31 protein-coding genes are annotated in these 16,066 nt (G+C 67.4%); 15 read left to right on the top strand and 16 right to left on the bottom strand.

The window, feature by feature from the left end; all coding sequences use genetic code 11:
* Positions 1 to 152: 152 nt before the first annotated feature.
* The 11 genes from ASC65_RS14585 to ASC65_RS17755 form a co-directional block, all read right to left on the bottom strand.
* Complete coding sequence (locus ASC65_RS14585; RefSeq protein WP_056454869.1) at positions 153 to 1,193, bottom strand: DNA-methyltransferase; 1,041 nt, start codon at positions 1,191 to 1,193, stop codon at positions 153 to 155.
* The gene (locus ASC65_RS14580) at positions 1,190 to 1,690 is read right to left on the bottom strand and encodes a hypothetical protein (protein ID WP_056454866.1); all 501 of its coding nucleotides are present in this window, start codon (positions 1,688 to 1,690) and stop codon (positions 1,190 to 1,192) included. The genes ASC65_RS14585 and ASC65_RS14580 overlap by 4 nt, the downstream gene beginning before the upstream one ends.
* Positions 1,687 to 1,860 (bottom strand): hypothetical protein, encoded by a 174-nt coding sequence (locus ASC65_RS17245; protein ID WP_156459686.1) that lies wholly within the window; start codon positions 1,858 to 1,860, stop codon positions 1,687 to 1,689. The genes ASC65_RS14580 and ASC65_RS17245 overlap by 4 nt, the downstream gene beginning before the upstream one ends.
* On the bottom strand, positions 1,857 to 2,558 hold the full coding sequence (locus ASC65_RS14575) for a 3'-5' exonuclease (protein ID WP_056454863.1): 702 nt from the start codon (positions 2,556 to 2,558) through the stop codon (positions 1,857 to 1,859). The genes ASC65_RS17245 and ASC65_RS14575 overlap by 4 nt, the downstream gene beginning before the upstream one ends.
* Positions 2,555 to 3,568, bottom strand: a complete 1,014-nt coding sequence (locus ASC65_RS14570; RefSeq protein WP_056454861.1) for a hypothetical protein — start codon at positions 3,566 to 3,568, stop codon at positions 2,555 to 2,557. Before ASC65_RS14570 ends, ASC65_RS14575 begins: the two co-directional genes overlap by 4 nt.
* Before the next feature lie 2 nt (positions 3,569 to 3,570).
* Complete coding sequence (locus tag ASC65_RS14565) at positions 3,571 to 4,527, bottom strand: PD-(D/E)XK nuclease-like domain-containing protein (protein ID WP_156459685.1); 957 nt, start codon at positions 4,525 to 4,527, stop codon at positions 3,571 to 3,573.
* A 70-nt stretch (positions 4,528 to 4,597) separates the two neighbouring features.
* Positions 4,598 to 4,858, bottom strand: a complete 261-nt coding sequence (locus tag ASC65_RS14560) for a hypothetical protein (protein WP_056454855.1) — start codon at positions 4,856 to 4,858, stop codon at positions 4,598 to 4,600.
* On the bottom strand, positions 4,855 to 5,229 hold the full coding sequence (locus tag ASC65_RS14555; protein ID WP_056454852.1) for a hypothetical protein: 375 nt from the start codon (positions 5,227 to 5,229) through the stop codon (positions 4,855 to 4,857). Before ASC65_RS14555 ends, ASC65_RS14560 begins: the two co-directional genes overlap by 4 nt.
* Positions 5,230 to 5,338: 109 nt before the next feature.
* Complete coding sequence (locus ASC65_RS14550; protein ID WP_056454849.1) at positions 5,339 to 5,653, bottom strand: hypothetical protein; 315 nt, start codon at positions 5,651 to 5,653, stop codon at positions 5,339 to 5,341.
* Between the two features lies 1 nt (position 5,654).
* Entirely contained in the window at positions 5,655 to 5,840 is a 186-nt protein-coding gene (locus ASC65_RS14545) for a hypothetical protein (protein WP_056454846.1), read from the bottom strand.
* The gene (locus tag ASC65_RS17755; RefSeq protein WP_268750067.1) at positions 5,837 to 5,965 is read right to left on the bottom strand and encodes a hypothetical protein; all 129 of its coding nucleotides are present in this window, start codon (positions 5,963 to 5,965) and stop codon (positions 5,837 to 5,839) included. The genes ASC65_RS14545 and ASC65_RS17755 overlap by 4 nt, the downstream gene beginning before the upstream one ends.
* A 180-nt stretch (positions 5,966 to 6,145) precedes the next feature.
* On the opposite strand from ASC65_RS17755, the gene ASC65_RS14540 reads away from it, so the two are divergent.
* Positions 6,146 to 6,415, top strand: coding sequence for a hypothetical protein (locus ASC65_RS14540; RefSeq protein WP_056454843.1), 270 nt, complete (start codon positions 6,146 to 6,148; stop codon positions 6,413 to 6,415).
* A gap of 177 nt (positions 6,416 to 6,592) precedes the next feature.
* The gene (locus tag ASC65_RS14535) at positions 6,593 to 6,874 is read left to right on the top strand and encodes a hypothetical protein (RefSeq protein ID WP_056454840.1); all 282 of its coding nucleotides are present in this window, start codon (positions 6,593 to 6,595) and stop codon (positions 6,872 to 6,874) included.
* Between the two features lie 193 nt (positions 6,875 to 7,067).
* On the opposite strand, the gene ASC65_RS14530 is transcribed toward ASC65_RS14535, so the two are convergent.
* The 4 genes from ASC65_RS14530 to ASC65_RS17405 are packed head-to-tail and all read right to left on the bottom strand — an operon-like array spanning position 7,068 to position 8,627.
* Positions 7,068 to 7,763 (bottom strand): hypothetical protein, encoded by a 696-nt coding sequence (locus tag ASC65_RS14530; protein WP_056454837.1) that lies wholly within the window; start codon positions 7,761 to 7,763, stop codon positions 7,068 to 7,070.
* On the bottom strand, positions 7,760 to 7,903 hold the full coding sequence (locus ASC65_RS17240) for a hypothetical protein (protein ID WP_156459684.1): 144 nt from the start codon (positions 7,901 to 7,903) through the stop codon (positions 7,760 to 7,762). The genes ASC65_RS14530 and ASC65_RS17240 overlap by 4 nt, the downstream gene beginning before the upstream one ends.
* Positions 7,904 to 7,926: 23 nt before the next feature.
* On the bottom strand, positions 7,927 to 8,325 hold the full coding sequence (locus tag ASC65_RS14525; RefSeq protein ID WP_056454833.1) for a hypothetical protein: 399 nt from the start codon (positions 8,323 to 8,325) through the stop codon (positions 7,927 to 7,929).
* Complete coding sequence (locus ASC65_RS17405) at positions 8,322 to 8,627, bottom strand: helix-turn-helix domain-containing protein (RefSeq protein WP_056454830.1); 306 nt, start codon at positions 8,625 to 8,627, stop codon at positions 8,322 to 8,324. Before ASC65_RS17405 ends, ASC65_RS14525 begins: the two co-directional genes overlap by 4 nt.
* 96 nt (positions 8,628 to 8,723) lie before the next feature.
* Between ASC65_RS17405 and ASC65_RS17400 the strand changes: the two genes are divergently transcribed.
* Complete coding sequence (locus ASC65_RS17400) at positions 8,724 to 8,933, top strand: helix-turn-helix domain-containing protein (RefSeq protein WP_056454827.1); 210 nt, start codon at positions 8,724 to 8,726, stop codon at positions 8,931 to 8,933.
* A 103-nt stretch (positions 8,934 to 9,036) separates the two neighbouring features.
* Here ASC65_RS17400 and ASC65_RS14510 read toward each other — a convergent pair whose 3' ends face one another.
* Positions 9,037 to 9,231 (bottom strand): hypothetical protein, encoded by a 195-nt coding sequence (locus ASC65_RS14510; protein ID WP_056454824.1) that lies wholly within the window; start codon positions 9,229 to 9,231, stop codon positions 9,037 to 9,039.
* A 104-nt stretch (positions 9,232 to 9,335) separates the two neighbouring features.
* Here ASC65_RS14510 and ASC65_RS14505 point away from each other — a divergent pair, with 104 nt between their 5' ends.
* Genes ASC65_RS14505 through ASC65_RS14445 form a run of 12 tightly spaced genes read left to right on the top strand, consistent with a single transcriptional unit; the run spans position 9,336 to position 16,062 of the window.
* The gene (locus tag ASC65_RS14505) at positions 9,336 to 9,788 is read left to right on the top strand and encodes a hypothetical protein (RefSeq protein WP_056454821.1); all 453 of its coding nucleotides are present in this window, start codon (positions 9,336 to 9,338) and stop codon (positions 9,786 to 9,788) included.
* A 47-nt stretch (positions 9,789 to 9,835) separates the two neighbouring features.
* Complete coding sequence (locus ASC65_RS14500; protein ID WP_056454818.1) at positions 9,836 to 10,393, top strand: hypothetical protein; 558 nt, start codon at positions 9,836 to 9,838, stop codon at positions 10,391 to 10,393.
* On the top strand, positions 10,393 to 10,899 hold the full coding sequence (locus ASC65_RS14495; protein WP_056454815.1) for a crossover junction endodeoxyribonuclease RuvC: 507 nt from the start codon (positions 10,393 to 10,395) through the stop codon (positions 10,897 to 10,899). Before ASC65_RS14500 ends, ASC65_RS14495 begins: the two co-directional genes overlap by 1 nt.
* Positions 10,896 to 11,576 (top strand): GcrA family cell cycle regulator, encoded by a 681-nt coding sequence (locus ASC65_RS14490; protein ID WP_056454812.1) that lies wholly within the window; start codon positions 10,896 to 10,898, stop codon positions 11,574 to 11,576. Before ASC65_RS14495 ends, ASC65_RS14490 begins: the two co-directional genes overlap by 4 nt.
* Positions 11,573 to 11,773: a hypothetical protein gene (locus tag ASC65_RS17395; protein WP_056454809.1), complete on the top strand. Its 201-nt coding sequence runs from the start codon at positions 11,573 to 11,575 to the stop codon at positions 11,771 to 11,773. Before ASC65_RS14490 ends, ASC65_RS17395 begins: the two co-directional genes overlap by 4 nt.
* Positions 11,770 to 12,111: a LexA family protein gene (locus tag ASC65_RS17390; protein ID WP_162245684.1), complete on the top strand. Its 342-nt coding sequence runs from the start codon at positions 11,770 to 11,772 to the stop codon at positions 12,109 to 12,111. The genes ASC65_RS17395 and ASC65_RS17390 overlap by 4 nt, the downstream gene beginning before the upstream one ends.
* The gene (locus ASC65_RS14475; RefSeq protein ID WP_056454803.1) at positions 12,108 to 12,464 is read left to right on the top strand and encodes a hypothetical protein; all 357 of its coding nucleotides are present in this window, start codon (positions 12,108 to 12,110) and stop codon (positions 12,462 to 12,464) included. Before ASC65_RS17390 ends, ASC65_RS14475 begins: the two co-directional genes overlap by 4 nt.
* On the top strand, positions 12,461 to 12,646 hold the full coding sequence (locus tag ASC65_RS14470) for a hypothetical protein (protein ID WP_056454801.1): 186 nt from the start codon (positions 12,461 to 12,463) through the stop codon (positions 12,644 to 12,646). The genes ASC65_RS14475 and ASC65_RS14470 overlap by 4 nt, the downstream gene beginning before the upstream one ends.
* Positions 12,646 to 14,124, top strand: a complete 1,479-nt coding sequence (locus ASC65_RS14465) for a replicative DNA helicase (protein ID WP_056454798.1) — start codon at positions 12,646 to 12,648, stop codon at positions 14,122 to 14,124. The genes ASC65_RS14470 and ASC65_RS14465 overlap by 1 nt, the downstream gene beginning before the upstream one ends.
* Entirely contained in the window at positions 14,121 to 15,074 is a 954-nt protein-coding gene (locus ASC65_RS16845) for a YdaU family protein (protein WP_082526069.1), read from the top strand. Before ASC65_RS14465 ends, ASC65_RS16845 begins: the two co-directional genes overlap by 4 nt.
* Positions 15,071 to 15,259, top strand: coding sequence for a hypothetical protein (locus ASC65_RS14450; RefSeq protein ID WP_056454788.1), 189 nt, complete (start codon positions 15,071 to 15,073; stop codon positions 15,257 to 15,259). The genes ASC65_RS16845 and ASC65_RS14450 overlap by 4 nt, the downstream gene beginning before the upstream one ends.
* Positions 15,256 to 16,062, top strand: a complete 807-nt coding sequence (locus ASC65_RS14445) for a hypothetical protein (protein WP_056454786.1) — start codon at positions 15,256 to 15,258, stop codon at positions 16,060 to 16,062. Before ASC65_RS14450 ends, ASC65_RS14445 begins: the two co-directional genes overlap by 4 nt.
* The last annotated feature ends 4 nt before the right edge of the window (positions 16,063 to 16,066 follow it).

Here is a 16,066-nt window from a genome sequence, read left to right as displayed (position 1 = left end):
TCCAAAGAGGTCTTGTTGATCGGCCGGCGCGCCCCGCTCTTTCAGCCAGGCATCCAGATCCACAGCCGCGCAGTCTCCGCAGACGCCCTCTCTCCAGTCCTTGAAACCAGAGGAACGGGCGCGTTGCTGGGCGATATGGCAGGGGGCGCAGGTCATGCGGCCACGCTGACGTTGGCGAACATGCCCTGCTCGCTGGCGATGCGGTTGCGCGCGATCTCGGCGTACTCGGGGTTCAGTTCGATGATCGTGCAGTCGAGGCCCATGCGGTCGGCGACCAGGGCCGTGGTTCCGGCGCCGCCAAAGGGATCGAGGACAGTTCCGCCGGCAGGACAGCCAGCCTTCAGGCAGCGCTCGGCAAGCTCTGGCGGGAAGGTGGCGAAGTGGGCCTCCGAGAATGGGCGGGTCGCCATCACCCAGACCTCGACCGGCGCAGGCTCATAGTTGCGCAGGCTCCGTCCATTGGACTGCTGCTCGGCGCGGGTCATGCCGTCCCAGCGGCCCGTGAGGCCTTCGTGCTCGCGAGCGTGGCCGCGCAGGCGCTTATTGCCGCGGACCGTCCGCTTGCCGGTCGTGCCGTTGTCCGTCTCGCCGCCGACGTAGGACCCGCCGCGGAAGATCACGGCGTCCTCGTCTGACGTGCGCTGCTGGCGGACGGACGCAGCGTCGTAGGCGTAGCGGGGAGCCTTCGACAGCAGGAAGATCTTCTCATGGCTCGTCGCTGGCCGGTCCGTGATGCTCTCCGGCATCGGGTTCGGCTTTGCCCAGATGATCTCGCTGCGGACCCACCAGCCCGCCTCCTGCAGGGCGATGGCTAGCCTGTTCGGGACCATGCAGAGGTCCTTGGGCTTCAGCAGCCCCTGGATCGTGCTGAAGGGCTTGTCGCGGAAGGTTCGGTCATCGGTGCCCGCGGCCTTCGTATCGGCCGCTGAGCGTCCGTTGGGGCTGGTCGCATAGCAGTCGCCGTAGTTGACCCAGAGGGTGCCGCTCGGCTTCAGGACGCGGCGGACCTCCTCGAACACGTCCACCATGACGGCGAGGTGTTCGGCCAGCGTCGGCTCAAGGCCGATCTGCCCGGCCACACCGTAGTCGCGCAGGCCCCAGTACGGCGGCGAGGTGACGACGCAGTCCACGGAGTCCGCGGGCATGTCCCGCAGACGGTCCCGCACGTCTCCGATCAGGATGGAAACGCTCATCGCCCACCCTCCCCGCTGTCGGGTTGGGGGCGGTCCTTTGGTGCATTCGCCTTCGGCTCATACCCAGCCAGCTTGTCGCATCCGCCCTCGGCTTGCCTTCTGGCGGCCTTGGTCAGCGAAACCTCGCCGTTGAACTTGCGCGTCCGGTCGCCGAAGCCGCGGCCCTGCAGCTTGCGGGCGGGTTCGCCGGCGCAGGTCTCGCCGCGGAGGCGTCGGACCTTGTCGTTGGCGGAGCGGTCCCACTTGGTCTTGTCCTGGGCGCAGGGCTTCCGCCACAGGGCGCGGTTGGCGAGGTCGTTCGTCCCGCCCAGCGTGAGAGCGAGGACGTGTTCGTCGATCACGCCCTCGGAAAGGGCGTCGAGCCTGAACCCGCAGCCGCAGCCGCACCGGCCGCCCTGGCGAACGGCAAGCTCGATGGTCTCGCGGCGGGTCAGGGGCCGGCGGGCCTCGATCTCCACGTCGGGGCGCTCGGGCATGGCGGAGACGGGCGGATTCATGCTGCAGCCCTCTCGGCGAGGACGACGGCGAACGGGCGCGGGTCGGCGGCTTCCAGCGGCGTCGCACCGGACTTCTTGCGCCAGTACAGCCGGGTAGTCTCCAGCGAGCTGTCGACCAGCTGGTTTGCCATCAGGCCGACGTGGCTTTCGAGAAGGGGGCGGAGGTTCACGCGGCCCTCCGCTCGAGCTCACGGCGGGCGTTCCACTTCAGGTCCGCTTCCATGTCGGGGACGCCGAGCATCCAGTTGAGGAAGCCGGCCTCGACCTCAGCCCAGGCCTTTCCGCGGAACTTGCCGATCGGGCAGGTCGGCAGGAGGCGGGGCTCCTTCGTCCAGGCGACCATGTCCTTGCCGGTCGCGCCGGCGGCGAAGAGCGCCTTGAGGATGTGGGCGGTGACGTAGGCGTCCGGGCCCGCGCGGTGCGGCGGCATGGCCGTCGCGTGGTCGAGGGTCAGGAGGCCCTGATCCTCCAGCCAGTAACGCAGGACGCTGTTCGAGTGGCCCGGCGCGTCCGGCCAGACCCGGAGGGCGGCCTTGTAGGTGCAGAGCATCGGCGCCGCGCCCTCGACCTGCAGCCATTTCGCCTCGAACTCCATGTTGTGAGCGGCGAGGACGGCGCAGTGGAAGGCGCTCTCAAGCAGGGCGATGGGGTCATAGGCCGGCTGGCCGGCGCAATCGGCGACGGTGATGTGGTGGACGGCGCGGGTCTCCGGCGGGATCGCGGCGACCCCGCACAGGTAGGCCGACGGGCGACCGACCGACCATGCGCCGGTGTCGTCGCGCGTCAGGTCGCAGAACCCGACCTCGACCACTTCGGCAGGCGGCTCGATCCCGGTCGTTTCGAAGTCGATGACGCGGATGACGGTCATTGGGTGCCGTCCTTGGCGCTGTTGATCGCCTTCTCCAGCTCCTTGGCCTTCGCCAGGTCCGTGGCGCGCAGGACGGCGAACTTCGCCAGCTCCTTGCGGTTGGTCTCCAGCGCCGCGACGGCGTCAGGAGTCACGAACGGCAGGTCGCGGATCAGCGCATCCGCCCACGCGATGACGTCCACAGCCAGGCCCGACCCTTCATCGGCGTTGGCCTCAGCGGGCCCGGCTGTGGTTCCTCCATCACCGGGGAAGTCACCCTCCCCTGCCGGGGCATCCTGTTCGGCAAGGGAGGGCTCATCCGACGCGGCCGGAGAACCAGCGTCGAATTCGAGGATGTCGTCGTCGCCCAGCGCGTTGTGGACGGAGAAGCCCTCGGCCGGCGCGTCCTCAGCCTTCGGCGCGGCGAGGCGGGCGGCGAGGTTCGGGGCCTGGCGCGGGGTGACATCGCGGACCGGCTGATAGTCCTCGACCTCCTCGCGGACCTGGAAGCCCCGGAGCATGTCGGCGCAGCCATCGCGGAGAGCCCAGGCGCGAGCGCGCATCTGGAGCATGCGGCGGGGGTACTGCTGCCACGGGCCGGTCTTGTTCCAGAGGCCAGCCTTGCGGGCGTCCGCGACGGAGAACTGGCGGTCGATCTGCTCGCCCGTGTCGGGGCGCACGACGGTGCAGTAGGCGATCATGTCGTCGCCCTCCCCTTCGATCGTCTCGTGGGCCTTGATCCCCTGAGCGCGAGCCACAGCCATCAGGCCGTCGCCCCAGAGGGTCGGGCGTCCGTTCACGACGGCGAAGGACTGCAGCGCCTGGAATGGCGCGAGGCCCAGCTCAGCGCCGGCCATGATGGCGACCATGATCTGCTCAGGCTTGTCGAGGCCGCGGGGAGCCAGTCCCGAAGAGGCGATGGCCTGCGAGACCCGAAAGGCTTCGTCGAGCGACTGCGGAACCAGGGCGGCGACCTGACCGCCCGCCATGATCGGAGGCTTCGGCGAGGTGGTCGTGACAGCGTTGCTCATGATCAGGCAGCCTTCGGATGGGAGTGATTGTCGTTGGCCTCGGCGGCCTGCAGTTCGAGCTCGCGGTCGATGCGCGTCGCGGCCCAGGCCGGGAGCTCGAGGTATTCGGCGTCGGCGCGGTCGCCGCCGGGGCCCGGCCAGCGCCCGGTGTCGAGGCAGCGGGCGAACTGATCGATGGCGGAGCGCAGCTGCATGCGGCCGCGCTCGATGTCGGCGCCCGTCAGCACTGTCACACGGACGCAGTGCGGCGGAGCCTTCTCCACCCAGACGAGGGCGAACTCCTCCATCGGGCGACCGAGGACGGCCTCGGAGGCCATGCCCACCAGGGCGGCCTGCATGTGGTAGCCGTAGGAGGCCAGCGACCGGGCCAACTCGTCGTCAGCCACGCTCGCCGTGGTCTTGAGGTCAGCGAACAGGCCCGAGGAGTTCGGGATGACGTCCGGGCGGCTCTTGAGCCACACGCCTGTCTTGGCGTCCTGCCAGAGCAGCGACCGCTCGACGAATCCGTCCAGGATGCCCTGCTCGACCAGAGGATGCGTGGCGAGGCTCTCGGCCATGCCCGTGACGGCGGCGAGGTCGGCGTCGGTGATGACGGTCTTGCCGGCGAGGACTTGCTCGTCGCGCCAGACGCGGGCTTCCTTCGTCCGCCAGTCCGACCACTGCTCCGGCCGGGTCACGAACTCCTCGGCCAGGCCGTCGGTGCCTTCCAAGAGCAGCTTGTGCGCCAGTCGGCCGACCGCGAACGCAGGCCGGTCCTCCCCCGGAGCGCGGTTCGGGTTCAGGGCGCTGTCGACGTAGTAGTGCGCCGGGCTCTGCTGCCAGATGGTGCGCAGCCCGCTGGAACTGATCGACGGGCCGACCGTCGGCTGGCCGTGATACACCTCGATCGGCAGAGCGTAGACGCCGGGCTGGTTGATCTTGCCGGAAGTCGGCATCGGGAGCGGTTGGTGAAGGGTCACGGCTTCCTCCGAAGCGGGATGGAGAAGATGGCCAGCAGGCCGACGGCGATCGCGAGAAGGCTCAGGCCCATCAGGCGGCGCAGGGCGGGATGCCGAACTCGTCGTTGGCGGCGATCAGGACGAGGCCGTCCTCCGAGAGGACCGGGCGCTCGGCGTGGTCGATGCGGAAGGCCTTCGCCTCGCCCGACAGTTTCATCGACTTGGCGCGGCCCCAGGCCATTTCCGTCGCCCGGCGAGCTGACCAAGCGGCGTGTCGCTCGGATTGCTCATTGCCGGCGGCGTCGACCCAGCGAAGGCGGGCGGTGTGTTTGATCAGACCTTGGGCGATCATTGCGGCGCCTCCGGCCAAACCGGCAGAGCATCGTCAGCCGGGTTGTCGAGCATCGACTGGATGGCGGCGATAGCGTCGGCACGGGTGTAGCCGCCGTCCTCGAAGCCGGCGGGCTCGAAGAGCTCAAGGCCCTGAATTTCGCTCAGGTCGAGCGCTTCCATCGCGCTGCCGCTGTCGAACCCGCCCCAGATCGAGTTCGCCCATCCGGCGATGCATGCGGCCGTGCCACAGCGCCCGAGGAAGGACTGTGCATCCTTCCGCAAGCCCTCGTTCTGACCATCCTCGTTGGTCAGCAGGTGTCGAATGTCGAAGCGCTCATCCGAAACTTCGGACAGGCGGCGACGCAGGATGCTCAGCCGATCGCGGTTCATTTCTCGCTCCTCTTCAGCCAGGCCGCGACACCAAGGACGACGGCCGGCACGGCGCAGACGGTGGCGAGGCTCTGAATGAGGACCGCCAGCTCGGTGTTGGGGATGGCGCTCATGCTGCGAGGTCCTGCTCGACCCGGGCGGCCTCGACCTCCCGGATGTGCTTCACCTCGCCCTCGCGGACGGAGATCTGGACCTCGTTGGCCTGCAGCTCGATCAGGGTCCCGAGGATGCGCTGCGTCTTGGCGTACTCTTCGGGGTCGTTGACCTTCATGTGCGGACCCCACCGGTCGACCCACTCGCGGATCTCCTCGATGGCGGTGTCGACGGCGCTCATGGCCGTGCACTCACGAAGCTCGTTGATGCAGGAGAGCCGGGACGCGACGCCCTCAAGGGCGCGGGCCAGCGGTGCTGAGACGTGTTCCATCTCAAGCCGCCTTCTTCATCGAGAGGGCAGCGAGAGCTTCGTCCCGGCGCATCGTGTTCAGGTGGGTGACGACGTCGCGGTCGAACGCGTCGTTGTGGCCCGGCTGGTTCACCACCTCCAAGGCGGCGGCGGCCGAACCGAAATGCGCGGCGTAATAGCGGGCGCGGTCAGCGGCGGCGGCGTTCACAGCGCGCCCCGCGACAGGGCGGCCAGAGCCATCAAGCGCTGCGCTTCGGCAGCGACGGCCAGGTCACGCACAGCAGCCTCAAAGGCGGCGGCGCGGTCACGCTGGGTTTTGGACTTGAGCGACATGCGGTCTCTCCGGTTGATGGAGAGAGTATGTGCAGATCATACTTTTGGACGCAAGGGAAAATATGTTGACAGCATACTTTCCCGCCAAGCCATGCGTCAGTTTTGGTCGCACCCCTCAGTAGCGGGACTCGACTCCGGGCCACCTACCGATGATTCGTTAACGCGAGAGGAGACGAACGATTGGCTCGAAAGACGATCTTTTGCGCACAGGCTTTCTGGATCCGCCGCGGGCGGCTTCAGGGCGGCCAGGTGCATCAATTCCTAAACGAGGAGCGGGCGCGTGAGGGCGCGGAGGTACTGATCGCCGGTGCGGACGGCGTCGCGGTGTTCTCGGTCGAGGGGCATCCCGACGAGGATCTATGGGAAGAGCCGCGACTGATCGCGACTTTCGGGCAGACGCCGACGCCCACAGAAGAGGCTGCAGACCCCTGGGTCGACGACGCCGCGTAGAATGTGGACCGTTCCGCCCCCGTGCGTTGAGCGAGGCGCCCAACCCGCTACGGTGCGCAGATGGACGTCGGTGAATGGAAACGATTCCTCCAGAGCGGACAGCGATCGGAACGGGTCGTTGGCCGAATCTCGGCCTACCTCAACGGCTACCTAAATGCGTCGTCCCGTGAGATCAGAATGGCCCACGAGTACGCCCGCAAGGCGCTCGACAAGCATGGCCTCGAGGTCCCCCATCTTGAGATCGTTGGAATCGCCATCCGCAACGGCGAGGCTTTCCACGACCGGGCGCGGCACATGACCTTTCTGTACTGGTCAGAACAGTTCCAGCGCTGGTTTCAGCTGACCGTGAAGTGCTGTGCGGAACGGCGGCGGCTGTTCGTTGTGACCTTCCACGCGCTCGGCTCGGACGACGTGAAGCGGAAGCGGAAGCGATTTCAGCGCGTGTGGCCGCTCGAATGAAAAAGGGGCGGTCTCCCGCCCCTTCTTGCGCGGTGGGGACTCCGTTTTCCCCCACATTGCACCCGTCCACTTGCCTTAAAACGAACTGGCTACGGCCCGGAGATTCACCGTGTCGCGCGCAGTTGCATAATGCACGAGTCGGCCATTTAGGTCCAGTTAACAGGCCCCGCCGCCCCGAACCGCGCTCGCTGGCCTAGTCAAATGTCCGAAGGATGCGATACCGGATCTCGGTGTTGTCGGCGCTCAGCACCTCGATCCGAGCGCCGCGGAAGCCAATGGTAGTCCCGTCCGCGAGATCGTAGGTCGCTACCTGGGTGAACGCCGGCCGCGCCATGTCGCCGGAGAACTCCCGATACTCGAGGGAGACAACCCCGCGCGAAATGCCGGTGAAGGCGAGCTGCCGTGTCAGGCTGTCACGCGGAACTGAGACGCATTCCGTGGGCGCGGTGCGGAAGACGCCCTGAGTAATCTGATGGCGCTCCTTGACCCAGCCCCAGGACACCCTGGCGACCGGGTTGCCGCTGCCGTCAGGCTCGAAATGGACCGCGGTGGGCTTAGGGCCTTGACCGTTGAAGACGTACCCCCTCGCGCTATACCCGGCCGGCTCTTCGACGATCCCGGTGCCTACAGGGATGATCAACGTAAAGGGTGCCCGGCTCGTCGTGCCAGAGATCACCAGCGGCTCGCTAAGAGTCAGTCCGGCATCACGAACCTCGTAGCGCGACGCGACCAGGATCGGATCACCGACGTCCGATGCGCGCTCTTCACCGATGGCGGGCGCCGAAGACTCGCCGCGCCGGACCAGGCGCTCGTGATAGGCAATGCATACCGGGATATCCCTCGGCAGCTCCGCGCTCTGGACGAGCAAAGCAAGAGCGAGCGTGATCATCCGTCGGTCCCCGTGCGGCGGAAGCCCCACAGCGCGCGAATGGCTGCTGGCCGGTCTTCTTCGCTGATGTCGCCCCAAATCTCCATGACGTCGGACGGACCCGTCGATTGGATCGCCAGGGCGGCGATGTAGGCAAGCATGCGGCTCTCCCCCGAAAGGCCGGTTAGTTTTCTGCCGGCAGCTTGAAGGCTTCCGGATAGTCCAGCGTGAGGTCGGCACAGCCCTTTCCGAAGTACTCAGCAGCCTGATCTTCCCGCTGTCGGCGACGCGCGGACCCGTCGTCGGGCCCGAGGTCCATCATGAGCGCGACTGCTTCCTTCTCGCGCTGGATACCGGACTGCAGAGCGCCGTCTAGGACAGGGCCGTCGGTTCGCGCGATCGTGGCACGGCGTATGAAATCGTCAGCCAGGTCCTGCAGAGCGCCCTCGTCGGTCTCCACGATGCCCATGCCGGCGCACACGCCGCCCAGGTAAGCCGCGCGGCCAAGCGCTTCGGCCTCCTCCATGAACTGAAGGTACGGAGGCGCTGATTGGAGGGCCAGCGCCGCGAGGATAGCGATCATCCGTCCGTGCCCGTTCTCTTGAAGGCCTTCAGCACTTCCAGGGCCTTCGGCTGATCTTCCGACGGGATCGAGGCCCAGGTCTCGAGGACGCTGGTGGGAAGATCGTTCGGATCGTGGTCGAGCAGCATGCCTGGCGTCGTGCCGAGGACGGGCGCGATCTTGATCAGCCACTTCTGCGACAGCGACATGCGGCCGACCTCGAGCTGTTGAACAGTGGCCTTGGTCGAGCCGATCGCCGCCGCGACCTCGTCGAGCGTCAAATGGCGGAACTTTCGCCAGGCGCGAAGGTGGTTGTGCTCCATCCATACATTGTGCGCGTTCGCGCCAACGCTGTCGTTTCGCTGAGAGCATACTTTTTCGCTTGCCGAGAAGTATGTCATTCGCATACCTTCGGCGTCATGAAAGCCGCTCTCGACATCAAGGCCGCCGATCTCCAGCGCCTCGGAGTAAGCAAGCCCTACTCCCATCAGCTGCTCGCCGGAGGCAAATCGCCTTCGCTCGCGCTGGCCCTGAAGCTGGAGCGAGAGCTCGGCATTCCGGTGAGCTCCTGGCCCCTCCCCGCCAAGCGCGCGGCCAACGACGACAACTCCCATGACGAGGCTGCCTGAATGTCAGCCTCCACGACATCGCGCCGCGGTTCCCCCCAAGCCCGCGTCGTGACCCCCGGCGGGGTTGACCCCCATTCCTCACGCCCCGCCGGGGCCGTTCTCTTCACCGGAGGCTTCCGTGGCTGCTGATCAGGCGCAGGTGATCGCGGTCGCGCGCCGGCTCCAGCGTCGGGGCGCTGTCCTGGGCTCCCAGCGCGTCCTCTTCAACGCCGCGGTCGCCGCCCAGCGTGAGGCCGCAGAGCGTCCGGACCTCCCGCAGCGCCCAGCCTTCGGCCTCCGTGTCGAAGCCGCTGAACATCCTGCACCCGCGAACGACCACGCCCCCGCCTCCCCCGAACTTCCAGCCTCCCCAATCCTCTGAACGCTCGCCCCGGTCATCCGGAAACGCCCGAGAGACATCCAGTGAACAAGCTCAGCCATCGCGAACACTCCCGCCTCGCTGGCGAACTGATCGAGGCCTGCGGGGGCCTGGAGGAGGCTGCGCGCGCCTGCCGGGTGAAGAAGTCGGCGCTCTCCGGCTATCAGAACCCGCACGACGCCTCGACCATGCCGGCGGACGTGATCGCGGACCTTGAGGCGTACATCGCCCGCCCGATCTACAGCGCCGCCCTGTTCGATCTCTGCAAGGCCAAGCCGATCACCGGCTGCCTCAAAGAGCTCGCCTTCGACCTGGCCCAGGAGAGCATGGACGTCGTCTCGACTGTCCGCGAGGCCCTGGCCGACGGTCGCCTCTCCCCCAACGACATGGACCTGATCGCTGCCGCCGAGCGCGACGCCGAAGAAGCGCTTGAGCGCGTCCGCGGTGTCCGCCGGGCGATCGAGGCCGCCACCCCTTCGCCGCTTCGCGCGGCGTGACCGGACGGGACCGACCGCCCCGCTGAGCGGTCAGCAAGGAGGCCAGCATGGCCCGACAGTTGAAGAGTGAGCCGGAGACTCCGGAAGCCGGGTCGTCGCCGCAGATCCCGAACGCGAACGAGGAAGCCAACTTCCTCTCGCACCTGAACAAGCTACGGACCCAGCAGAACCGGGTGGCGATCAAGAAGGCCGAGCTCGACGCCGAGCGCTCAGTCATGAACGACATGTTCAACGAGGCGAAGGGCGACGGCTTCAAGCGCAAGGAGCTGCAGGCCATCCTGGACGACGGCAAGGCCAGCGTCCGTGACCTAGTCGCCGAGGAGGAGCGCCGCGCCAAGCTCCGCCGCTGGGCTGGCCTGCCCGCCGGCGCGCAACCCGATCTGTTCGGCCTGGGCGATGGCGCCCGGGATGCCGTCGACGCGGATGCTGAAGGCTACGCCATGGGTCGCCGCGGTGAAGACGAGGTCCCGCCGGACTGGGTCTCGCCGGCCCATCATCCCGACTTCTCGCAAGGCTGGCGTCGGGCTCAGACCGAGATGGCCGCCGCGTATGCCAAGACGCCTGATGCGGCCAACGACGCCTCCGAGCAAGAGGCCGCCGCCTGATGTTGCTGGCGCTCGACCTCGCGACCCAGACCGGCTTCTGCTTCGGGCCCGCCGACACCGGCGAGGTTCCGACGCTCGGTCATGTCGTCATGCCTTCGACCGGTCCCGACGTGGGTCGGTTCCTGTGTGCCTGGCAGGACTGGCTGGAGCCCAAGGTTCGCGAGGTCGGGCCCACTCTCATCGTCATCGAGGCCCCGATCCTCGCTGGGCAGACCCAGATCGCCACCACCCGCAAACTGCAGGGGATGGCGGGCGTCACTGAGATGATCGGGCACCGCCTGGGCATCGAGGTCGCTGAGGTCGCCACCAGCCAAGTGAAGAAGGCCCTGACCGGCGACGGACGGGCCGACAAGCAGCTCATGATGGCTGCGGCCCGTCACTACAGCCTCACCCCCATCGTCTCAGACGAAGCCGACGCCTTCGGTGTCTGGCTCTGCGCCCTGCGCCTGCGCTTCCCGAAGGAGGCCGGCCGCTGGGACCCCATGAATTTCAGGAGCGCAGCATGACCACCACCAAGCCTGTCCGTCCCTGGCCCGAGCGGGACGTCGAACTGCGCAAGCACCACGCTCAGTTCAAGACGAGCGGCCAGATTGCGGAGGCTATGAGCCTCACGCGAAACCAGATCATCGGACGTCTGTCGCGGCTGGGACTGAAGCACTCGCCCGAAGTCATTCAGGCTAACCTGGCCTGGGCGAACCGGATGAACGCCGCTGCCAGGCAGAGGTCGATTGAGGCGTTGCAACGTGCGAACGCGGCCCGCAGCGCCCGTGCTCTCGCCAACCCGCACCCAAAGACCAAGCGTCAGCCGGCAAAGCAGGGCCCGCACTTGAAGCCCGCCGCGGTGTTCGGGAAGGTGGGGACGGTCAACGCCGCTGAGGCCCAGCGGCGCTCAGAGGAACACGCCATCTACGGCAGGAGCGTCCTCGCTCGCTTCGCCGCGCCCGCCAACGACGATGCCGTGCTGTTGATCGCTCGGCCCTTCGGTCGTTGCTCCTGGCCCGTTGGCGAGCCCGATCGGCCGGCGAACCAGCTCTGCTGCGGCCAACCTGTCCCCGAGGTCTCGAACAAGGCCGTCGAGACCTACTGCGCTGAGCATGCGCGCCGCGCTGTCTCGCGGTCACTCCTCGGCAACAAGCCCGACCCCAAGGCCTATGAACGCTCATTGCGGAGATACGCCGCATGAACGCCGCCGCTGCTTTCGAGGCCGCCGCTCGGGGCATCCAGCGGGCCGACAACATCGCGATCGCCCGCGCCCGGCTCGCTGGGGCCATGCGGACGATACGAGACCTAGGCGGCATGGACGCTGTCCGCGCCATCACCGCCACCGAGATCGAGCGCCTGACGCTCTCCGCCAACGACAATGGGAGCTGGATCGGATGACGATGGGGCTCACACGGCGGCAGGCTGACTGCCTGAAGGCGATCGAAGATCTGACCGTGGACGGCGTGTCGCCGACCTACAGCGAGATCGCCGATCGTCTCGACATCGAGGGCAAGAGCAGCATCCACCGCCTCATCACCGCCTTGGAAGAGCGCGGCCTCGTTCGGCGGCTGGCGAACCGTAGGCGCTCGCTGGAGGTGATCAGGCCCGCGCCCTCCCCTCTGCGGGCCTCTGAAGTCGCCGACGGCATCTGCGCCTCACTGATCCGCGCCAAGGCCCTCGAAGGCGATCTCCCCTGGCCGCGCGTCCGTCAACTTGTCCTGGAGTGCCTGCGTTGAGCCGCAACGAACGAGTCATCGTCGAGAAGATCGACCGCCGGCGGGAACGTGAGCAGTCTCGCGTCGACCGGACCGCTCGACAGAAGGCACTGGACGCTCGCGCCGCCTCCCTGGTCGCCTGTGAGATCATCGACCTGCCGGAGGAAGACCGCGCGGACTTCGCGCAGTCACTCGCTGGAGCCGTTCGGGTTCAGCTCATGGCCTTGCACGGCAACCCAACCGCTTCCTCGATCCTGAGCCGCGAAGCCTACGAGGCCGGCCGCGACATCCTCCCGCGCAAGGTTGCTGCGGCCGAGGCAGAGCGCCTGTTCGCTCGCCTGCCGAAGGCCGCCAACGACGGGGACGAGGCATGAACCGCAACGACATCGTCGACACCGAACTCCACTACGCCCGCCTGATGCGCCGTGAGGCCAAGTCGCGCGAGAAGCGCTACCCAGCCGTCGCCGAACAACTGCATCGGTTCGCCGACGCCGCCCTATCCCGCGTCGAGGCCATCAAGTGCGGCCCTCTCTTCGATCAGGAGAAGGCGGCGTGATGGACCCGCGAGACTCGCAGCCCGCGCTCCCGGTCAACATCGAGGCCGAGCAGTCCCTCCTGGGCGCGCTGCTGTACGACAACGCCGTGTTCGAACGGCTGCCCGAGAAGCTGCGCGGAGCCCACTTCTACGAGCCGTTCCACCAGCGCCTGTTCGACGCGATCACTGCGGCGGCGGCCGGCGGGCGCTCGGCTGACCCGACCCTGCTCGCCGACAACTTCGCGAGCGACCCGGGCTTCACCGATTTCGGAGGGCTGGCCTACCTCTACCGCCTGGTCGACGCGGCGCCGCCGCCATCTCGGGCCCCTGAGTATGCCCGGGCCGTCTATGACCTCGCAGTCCGTCGCGACCTGATCCGCATCGGAGGCGAGATCGTCGCCGAGGCTGCCGACCCAGCCATGAGCGCCGAGGAGCACGTCTCCAAGGCCGAGGGAGCCCTATTCGGCCTCGCCGAGGCCGGTGAGCAGGCCAAGGGGGTCGCCACCTTCGCCGAAGCCCTGGACGGGGCCCTTGCCCAGGCCGAGGCCGCCTACAAGCGCGACGGCCAGCTGACTGGCCTTGCCACCGACCTGAGCGACCTCGATCAGAAGCTTGGCGGCCTGCATCCCTCCGATCTGCTTATCCTCGCCGGCCGTCCGTCGATGGGGAAGACGGCGCTGGCGACCAACATCGCCTTCAACGTGGCCCGCTCCTACAAGGCCGTGGTTGATCCCGAGACCCAGGAGCGCCGCACCGTCGCCGGCGGCCGGGTGTTCTTCGGCTCGCTCGAGATGTCGAAGGAGCAACTGGCGCTCCGCATCGTCTCCGACCGCGCCGGCGTCTCCAACGACAAGATCCGCAAGGGCCTGATCAACGAGACCGAGTTCCGACGCCTGAAGGACGCCCAGGCCGAGCTTCGGGACATCCCCCTGCACATCGACGAGACCGGCGGCATCAACATCGCCCGGCTCTGCGCCAAGGCCCGCCGCCATGCCCGTAAGCATGGCCTGGACCTCATCGTCGTCGACTACCTGCAGCTGATCACCACGGACCACTCCAAGGGCGGAAACCGGGTTCAGGAGGTCAGCCAGATCACCGGCGCCCTTAAGGCCCTGGCCAAGGAGTTGAACGTCCCGATCATCGCCCTGTCACAGCTCTCCCGCCAGGTCGAGAGCCGCGACGACAAGCGCCCCATGCTGTCGGACCTTCGGGAATCCGGCTCGATCGAGCAGGACGCCGACTGCGTCATGTTCGTGTACCGCGAGGAATACTACCTCAGCCGCTCGGAGCCCAAGGAAGGCACCGACGCCCACATGAAGTGGATCGAGGCCCTGGACCAGTGCCGCAACCAGGCCGAGGTCATCGTCGGCAAGCAGCGCCACGGCCCCATCGGCACCGTTCGCCTGTCCTTCGACAGCGACACGACCCGCTTCGGAAACCTCGCCCGCGAGCAGGACTATCCCCGCGGCGAGCGCTTCTCGTTCGGCGGTGACGCATGAGCGCCCCCTTCATGCAGCTCTACGTCGCCGACTACCTGGGCGACACCCGCCACCTGACCACGGAGCAGCACGGGGCTTATCTGCTCCTCCTGATGACCATGTGGCGGTCTGACGGACGCTTGCCCAACGACCCGAAGAAGCTCGCCCGCATCGCCGGCTGCTCCCCTTCGCGGTGGGCCAAGATCGCCGACGAGGTGCTGGAGTTCTTCACCGTCGAGGGTGCCGAACTGACCAACCATAGGCTGACGATCGAGCTCGAAAAGTCTTCCGAAAAGTCGATCAAACGTGCCGTTTCCGGTTCACGAGGTGGGAAGGCTAAGGCGCTGAAAACAAACAAGACGGACGTAGCAAATGCTACCGTTTTGCCAGAGCATTCTTCAGATATCAGATATCAAACCCCCTCTAGTCCCCCAGGGGGGACGAAGAGTCCGAAGGCGACTTCGGATCAGGTTGAGGCGATCTGGTCGCAGTGCCCACCGAAGGCCCGTGAGCGATCGAGCCGCGCCGACGTCGAGCTCGAGCTGAACTCGGCGCTTCGTCGAGGGAAGTCGGTCGACCAGGTGCTCGCTGGCCTCCTCGCCGCCTACCGCTCCGACACCTACGCCGGCGACCGGGCCAAGGGCATCCACCGCCTGATCATGAAAGATCGTTGGGCCAGCTTCACCGAAGCGGCGGGAAGCCCCTCGGACGCCCCAGCCCGGACCTTCGACGGCCCCCCGGAGCTCCGCGCCGCCGTCGTCCGCGAGCGAGACGAGGACTACGCCCGCCGGTGGATCGACCACTACTGCCGCTGGCGCCCGGCGGATCGGACCCTGCTGGCCAGGTCAGCGACCGTGGCCGCCGCCATCACCCGCGACCTCTCCGCCTGGCTCGATCGGGCCAAGGTTCGGGTCGAGGTCGACGCCGCCAACACCGACACCCCCCTGGTCGCCCAAGGAGACGCAGCGTGACCGAACCAACCGCAGGAGAAATCGAGCGCGTGGCGGTGGCCATCGCCTCTGCGGAGATGCGTATCGCTGGCTTCAGTGAGGTGGCGGTGAGTATCGCCGAAACCTACGCCCGGGACGTAGCTGTCGATACTTACGGGCCGGCCGCCCGAGCCGCCATCATCGCCATCAGGGAGACCGTTCAGTGAGCAAGGCCGACCGTCAGAAGAAGCGCGACCAGCGCCGCCACCGCTACGGCAAGCCGTCGCTCCCTCGCGCGATCGGAGCCAACGACAACGTCGAGACGGCCAACGACAACGCCGTGCCGCTGACCATCCGCGGCGTGACCCTGACCGAGGGCCAGGCCTATCGCTTCGCTGATGCTGAGCAGAAGCTGGCTTCGCGCGATCTCGCCGCGCGCCGCGCCGGCCACGCCATCCTGGATGCTCTGGATCGGGAAATCCAAGCCCGCCTCAACAGCAGGGAGGCCGAGGCCAACCTCAAGGAACTTTCAGCCCTAGAGGCCCTGCGCGGCCGGATCATCGGGACCTCGAACTTCCCAGGAGCCAAGGACGCACCGCGCGCCGACCGGGATGGCCTCGAGACACTGATGACCGCTGGGTCGCTGACGACCACGCAGCATGCGGCCGGCCTCCGCTTCCGGGCCGACTACGAGCTGTTGGACCCAGAGAAAGGCCTGACCCCTCCCCCGATCGACCAGACCCGCAAGATCGTCCGGGGTGGCGAGGGCTTCGCAGAGAAGAGGGCGGAGCGCGAGATGTTCATGCGCGACTTAGAAGCCATGATCCAGGAGGAGGACCGGAGCTTCCGCGGCGCCCTCGGACGGAGCGAGGTCGAGAAGGTAGGCCGGGCCGTCTGGGTCCTGCGCGAGGTGGCCGGAAAGGGCTCCAACCTCTCCAGCCTGTCCAACAGCGGCTCTGTCCAGAAGCGCCTGTCCGACGCCTTGCTCGTCGGGCTCGACTGTGCAGCTATCGCGTACGGGCTGGAGTGACGTT

This window comes from Brevundimonas sp. Root1279, from assembly GCF_001425945.1.
GTDB lineage: Bacteria > Pseudomonadota > Alphaproteobacteria > Caulobacterales > Caulobacteraceae > Brevundimonas.
The sequence above is the reverse complement of the archived record's forward strand: the minus strand, read 5'-3'. Positions and strand labels throughout refer to the sequence as shown.

Excerpts from the sequence above, each read along its gene's own strand:
- ASC65_RS14490 (WP_056454812.1), top strand. The coding sequence starts at position 10,896 with ATGACCACCACCAAGCCTGTCCGTCCCTGGCCCGAGCGGGACGTCGAA.
- ASC65_RS14500 (WP_056454818.1), top strand. The coding sequence starts at position 9,836 with ATGGCCCGACAGTTGAAGAGTGAGCCGGAGACTCCGGAAGCCGGGTCG.
- ASC65_RS16845 (WP_082526069.1), top strand. The coding sequence starts at position 14,121 with ATGAGCGCCCCCTTCATGCAGCTCTACGTCGCCGACTACCTGGGCGAC.
- ASC65_RS14535 (WP_056454840.1), top strand. The coding sequence starts at position 6,593 with ATGGCCCACGAGTACGCCCGCAAGGCGCTCGACAAGCATGGCCTCGAG.
- ASC65_RS14555 (WP_056454852.1), bottom strand. The coding sequence starts at position 5,229 with ATGAACCGCGATCGGCTGAGCATCCTGCGTCGCCGCCTGTCCGAAGTT.
- ASC65_RS14585 (WP_056454869.1), bottom strand. The coding sequence starts at position 1,193 with ATGAGCGTTTCCATCCTGATCGGAGACGTGCGGGACCGTCTGCGGGAC.
- ASC65_RS14530 (WP_056454837.1), bottom strand. The coding sequence starts at position 7,763 with ATGATCACGCTCGCTCTTGCTTTGCTCGTCCAGAGCGCGGAGCTGCCG.
- ASC65_RS17755 (WP_268750067.1), bottom strand. The coding sequence starts at position 5,965 with ATGTCGCTCAAGTCCAAAACCCAGCGTGACCGCGCCGCCGCCTTTGAG.
- ASC65_RS14575 (WP_056454863.1), bottom strand. The coding sequence starts at position 2,558 with ATGACCGTCATCCGCGTCATCGACTTCGAAACGACCGGGATCGAGCCG.
- ASC65_RS17405 (WP_056454830.1), bottom strand. The coding sequence starts at position 8,627 with ATGGAGCACAACCACCTTCGCGCCTGGCGAAAGTTCCGCCATTTGACG.
- ASC65_RS14560 (WP_056454855.1), bottom strand. The coding sequence starts at position 4,858 with ATGATCGCCCAAGGTCTGATCAAACACACCGCCCGCCTTCGCTGGGTC.
- ASC65_RS14495 (WP_056454815.1), top strand. The coding sequence starts at position 10,393 with ATGTTGCTGGCGCTCGACCTCGCGACCCAGACCGGCTTCTGCTTCGGG.
- ASC65_RS14580 (WP_056454866.1), bottom strand. The coding sequence starts at position 1,690 with ATGAATCCGCCCGTCTCCGCCATGCCCGAGCGCCCCGACGTGGAGATC.
- ASC65_RS14465 (WP_056454798.1), top strand. The coding sequence starts at position 12,646 with ATGGACCCGCGAGACTCGCAGCCCGCGCTCCCGGTCAACATCGAGGCC.
- ASC65_RS17395 (WP_056454809.1), top strand. The coding sequence starts at position 11,573 with ATGAACGCCGCCGCTGCTTTCGAGGCCGCCGCTCGGGGCATCCAGCGG.
- ASC65_RS17390 (WP_162245684.1), top strand. The coding sequence starts at position 11,770 with ATGACGATGGGGCTCACACGGCGGCAGGCTGACTGCCTGAAGGCGATC.
- ASC65_RS17400 (WP_056454827.1), top strand. The coding sequence starts at position 8,724 with ATGAAAGCCGCTCTCGACATCAAGGCCGCCGATCTCCAGCGCCTCGGA.
- ASC65_RS14570 (WP_056454861.1), bottom strand. The coding sequence starts at position 3,568 with ATGAGCAACGCTGTCACGACCACCTCGCCGAAGCCTCCGATCATGGCG.
- ASC65_RS14510 (WP_056454824.1), bottom strand. The coding sequence starts at position 9,231 with ATGTTCAGCGGCTTCGACACGGAGGCCGAAGGCTGGGCGCTGCGGGAG.
- ASC65_RS14525 (WP_056454833.1), bottom strand. The coding sequence starts at position 8,325 with ATGATCGCTATCCTCGCGGCGCTGGCCCTCCAATCAGCGCCTCCGTAC.
- ASC65_RS14550 (WP_056454849.1), bottom strand. The coding sequence starts at position 5,653 with ATGGAACACGTCTCAGCACCGCTGGCCCGCGCCCTTGAGGGCGTCGCG.
- ASC65_RS14470 (WP_056454801.1), top strand. The coding sequence starts at position 12,461 with ATGAACCGCAACGACATCGTCGACACCGAACTCCACTACGCCCGCCTG.
- ASC65_RS17240 (WP_156459684.1), bottom strand. The coding sequence starts at position 7,903 with ATGCTTGCCTACATCGCCGCCCTGGCGATCCAATCGACGGGTCCGTCC.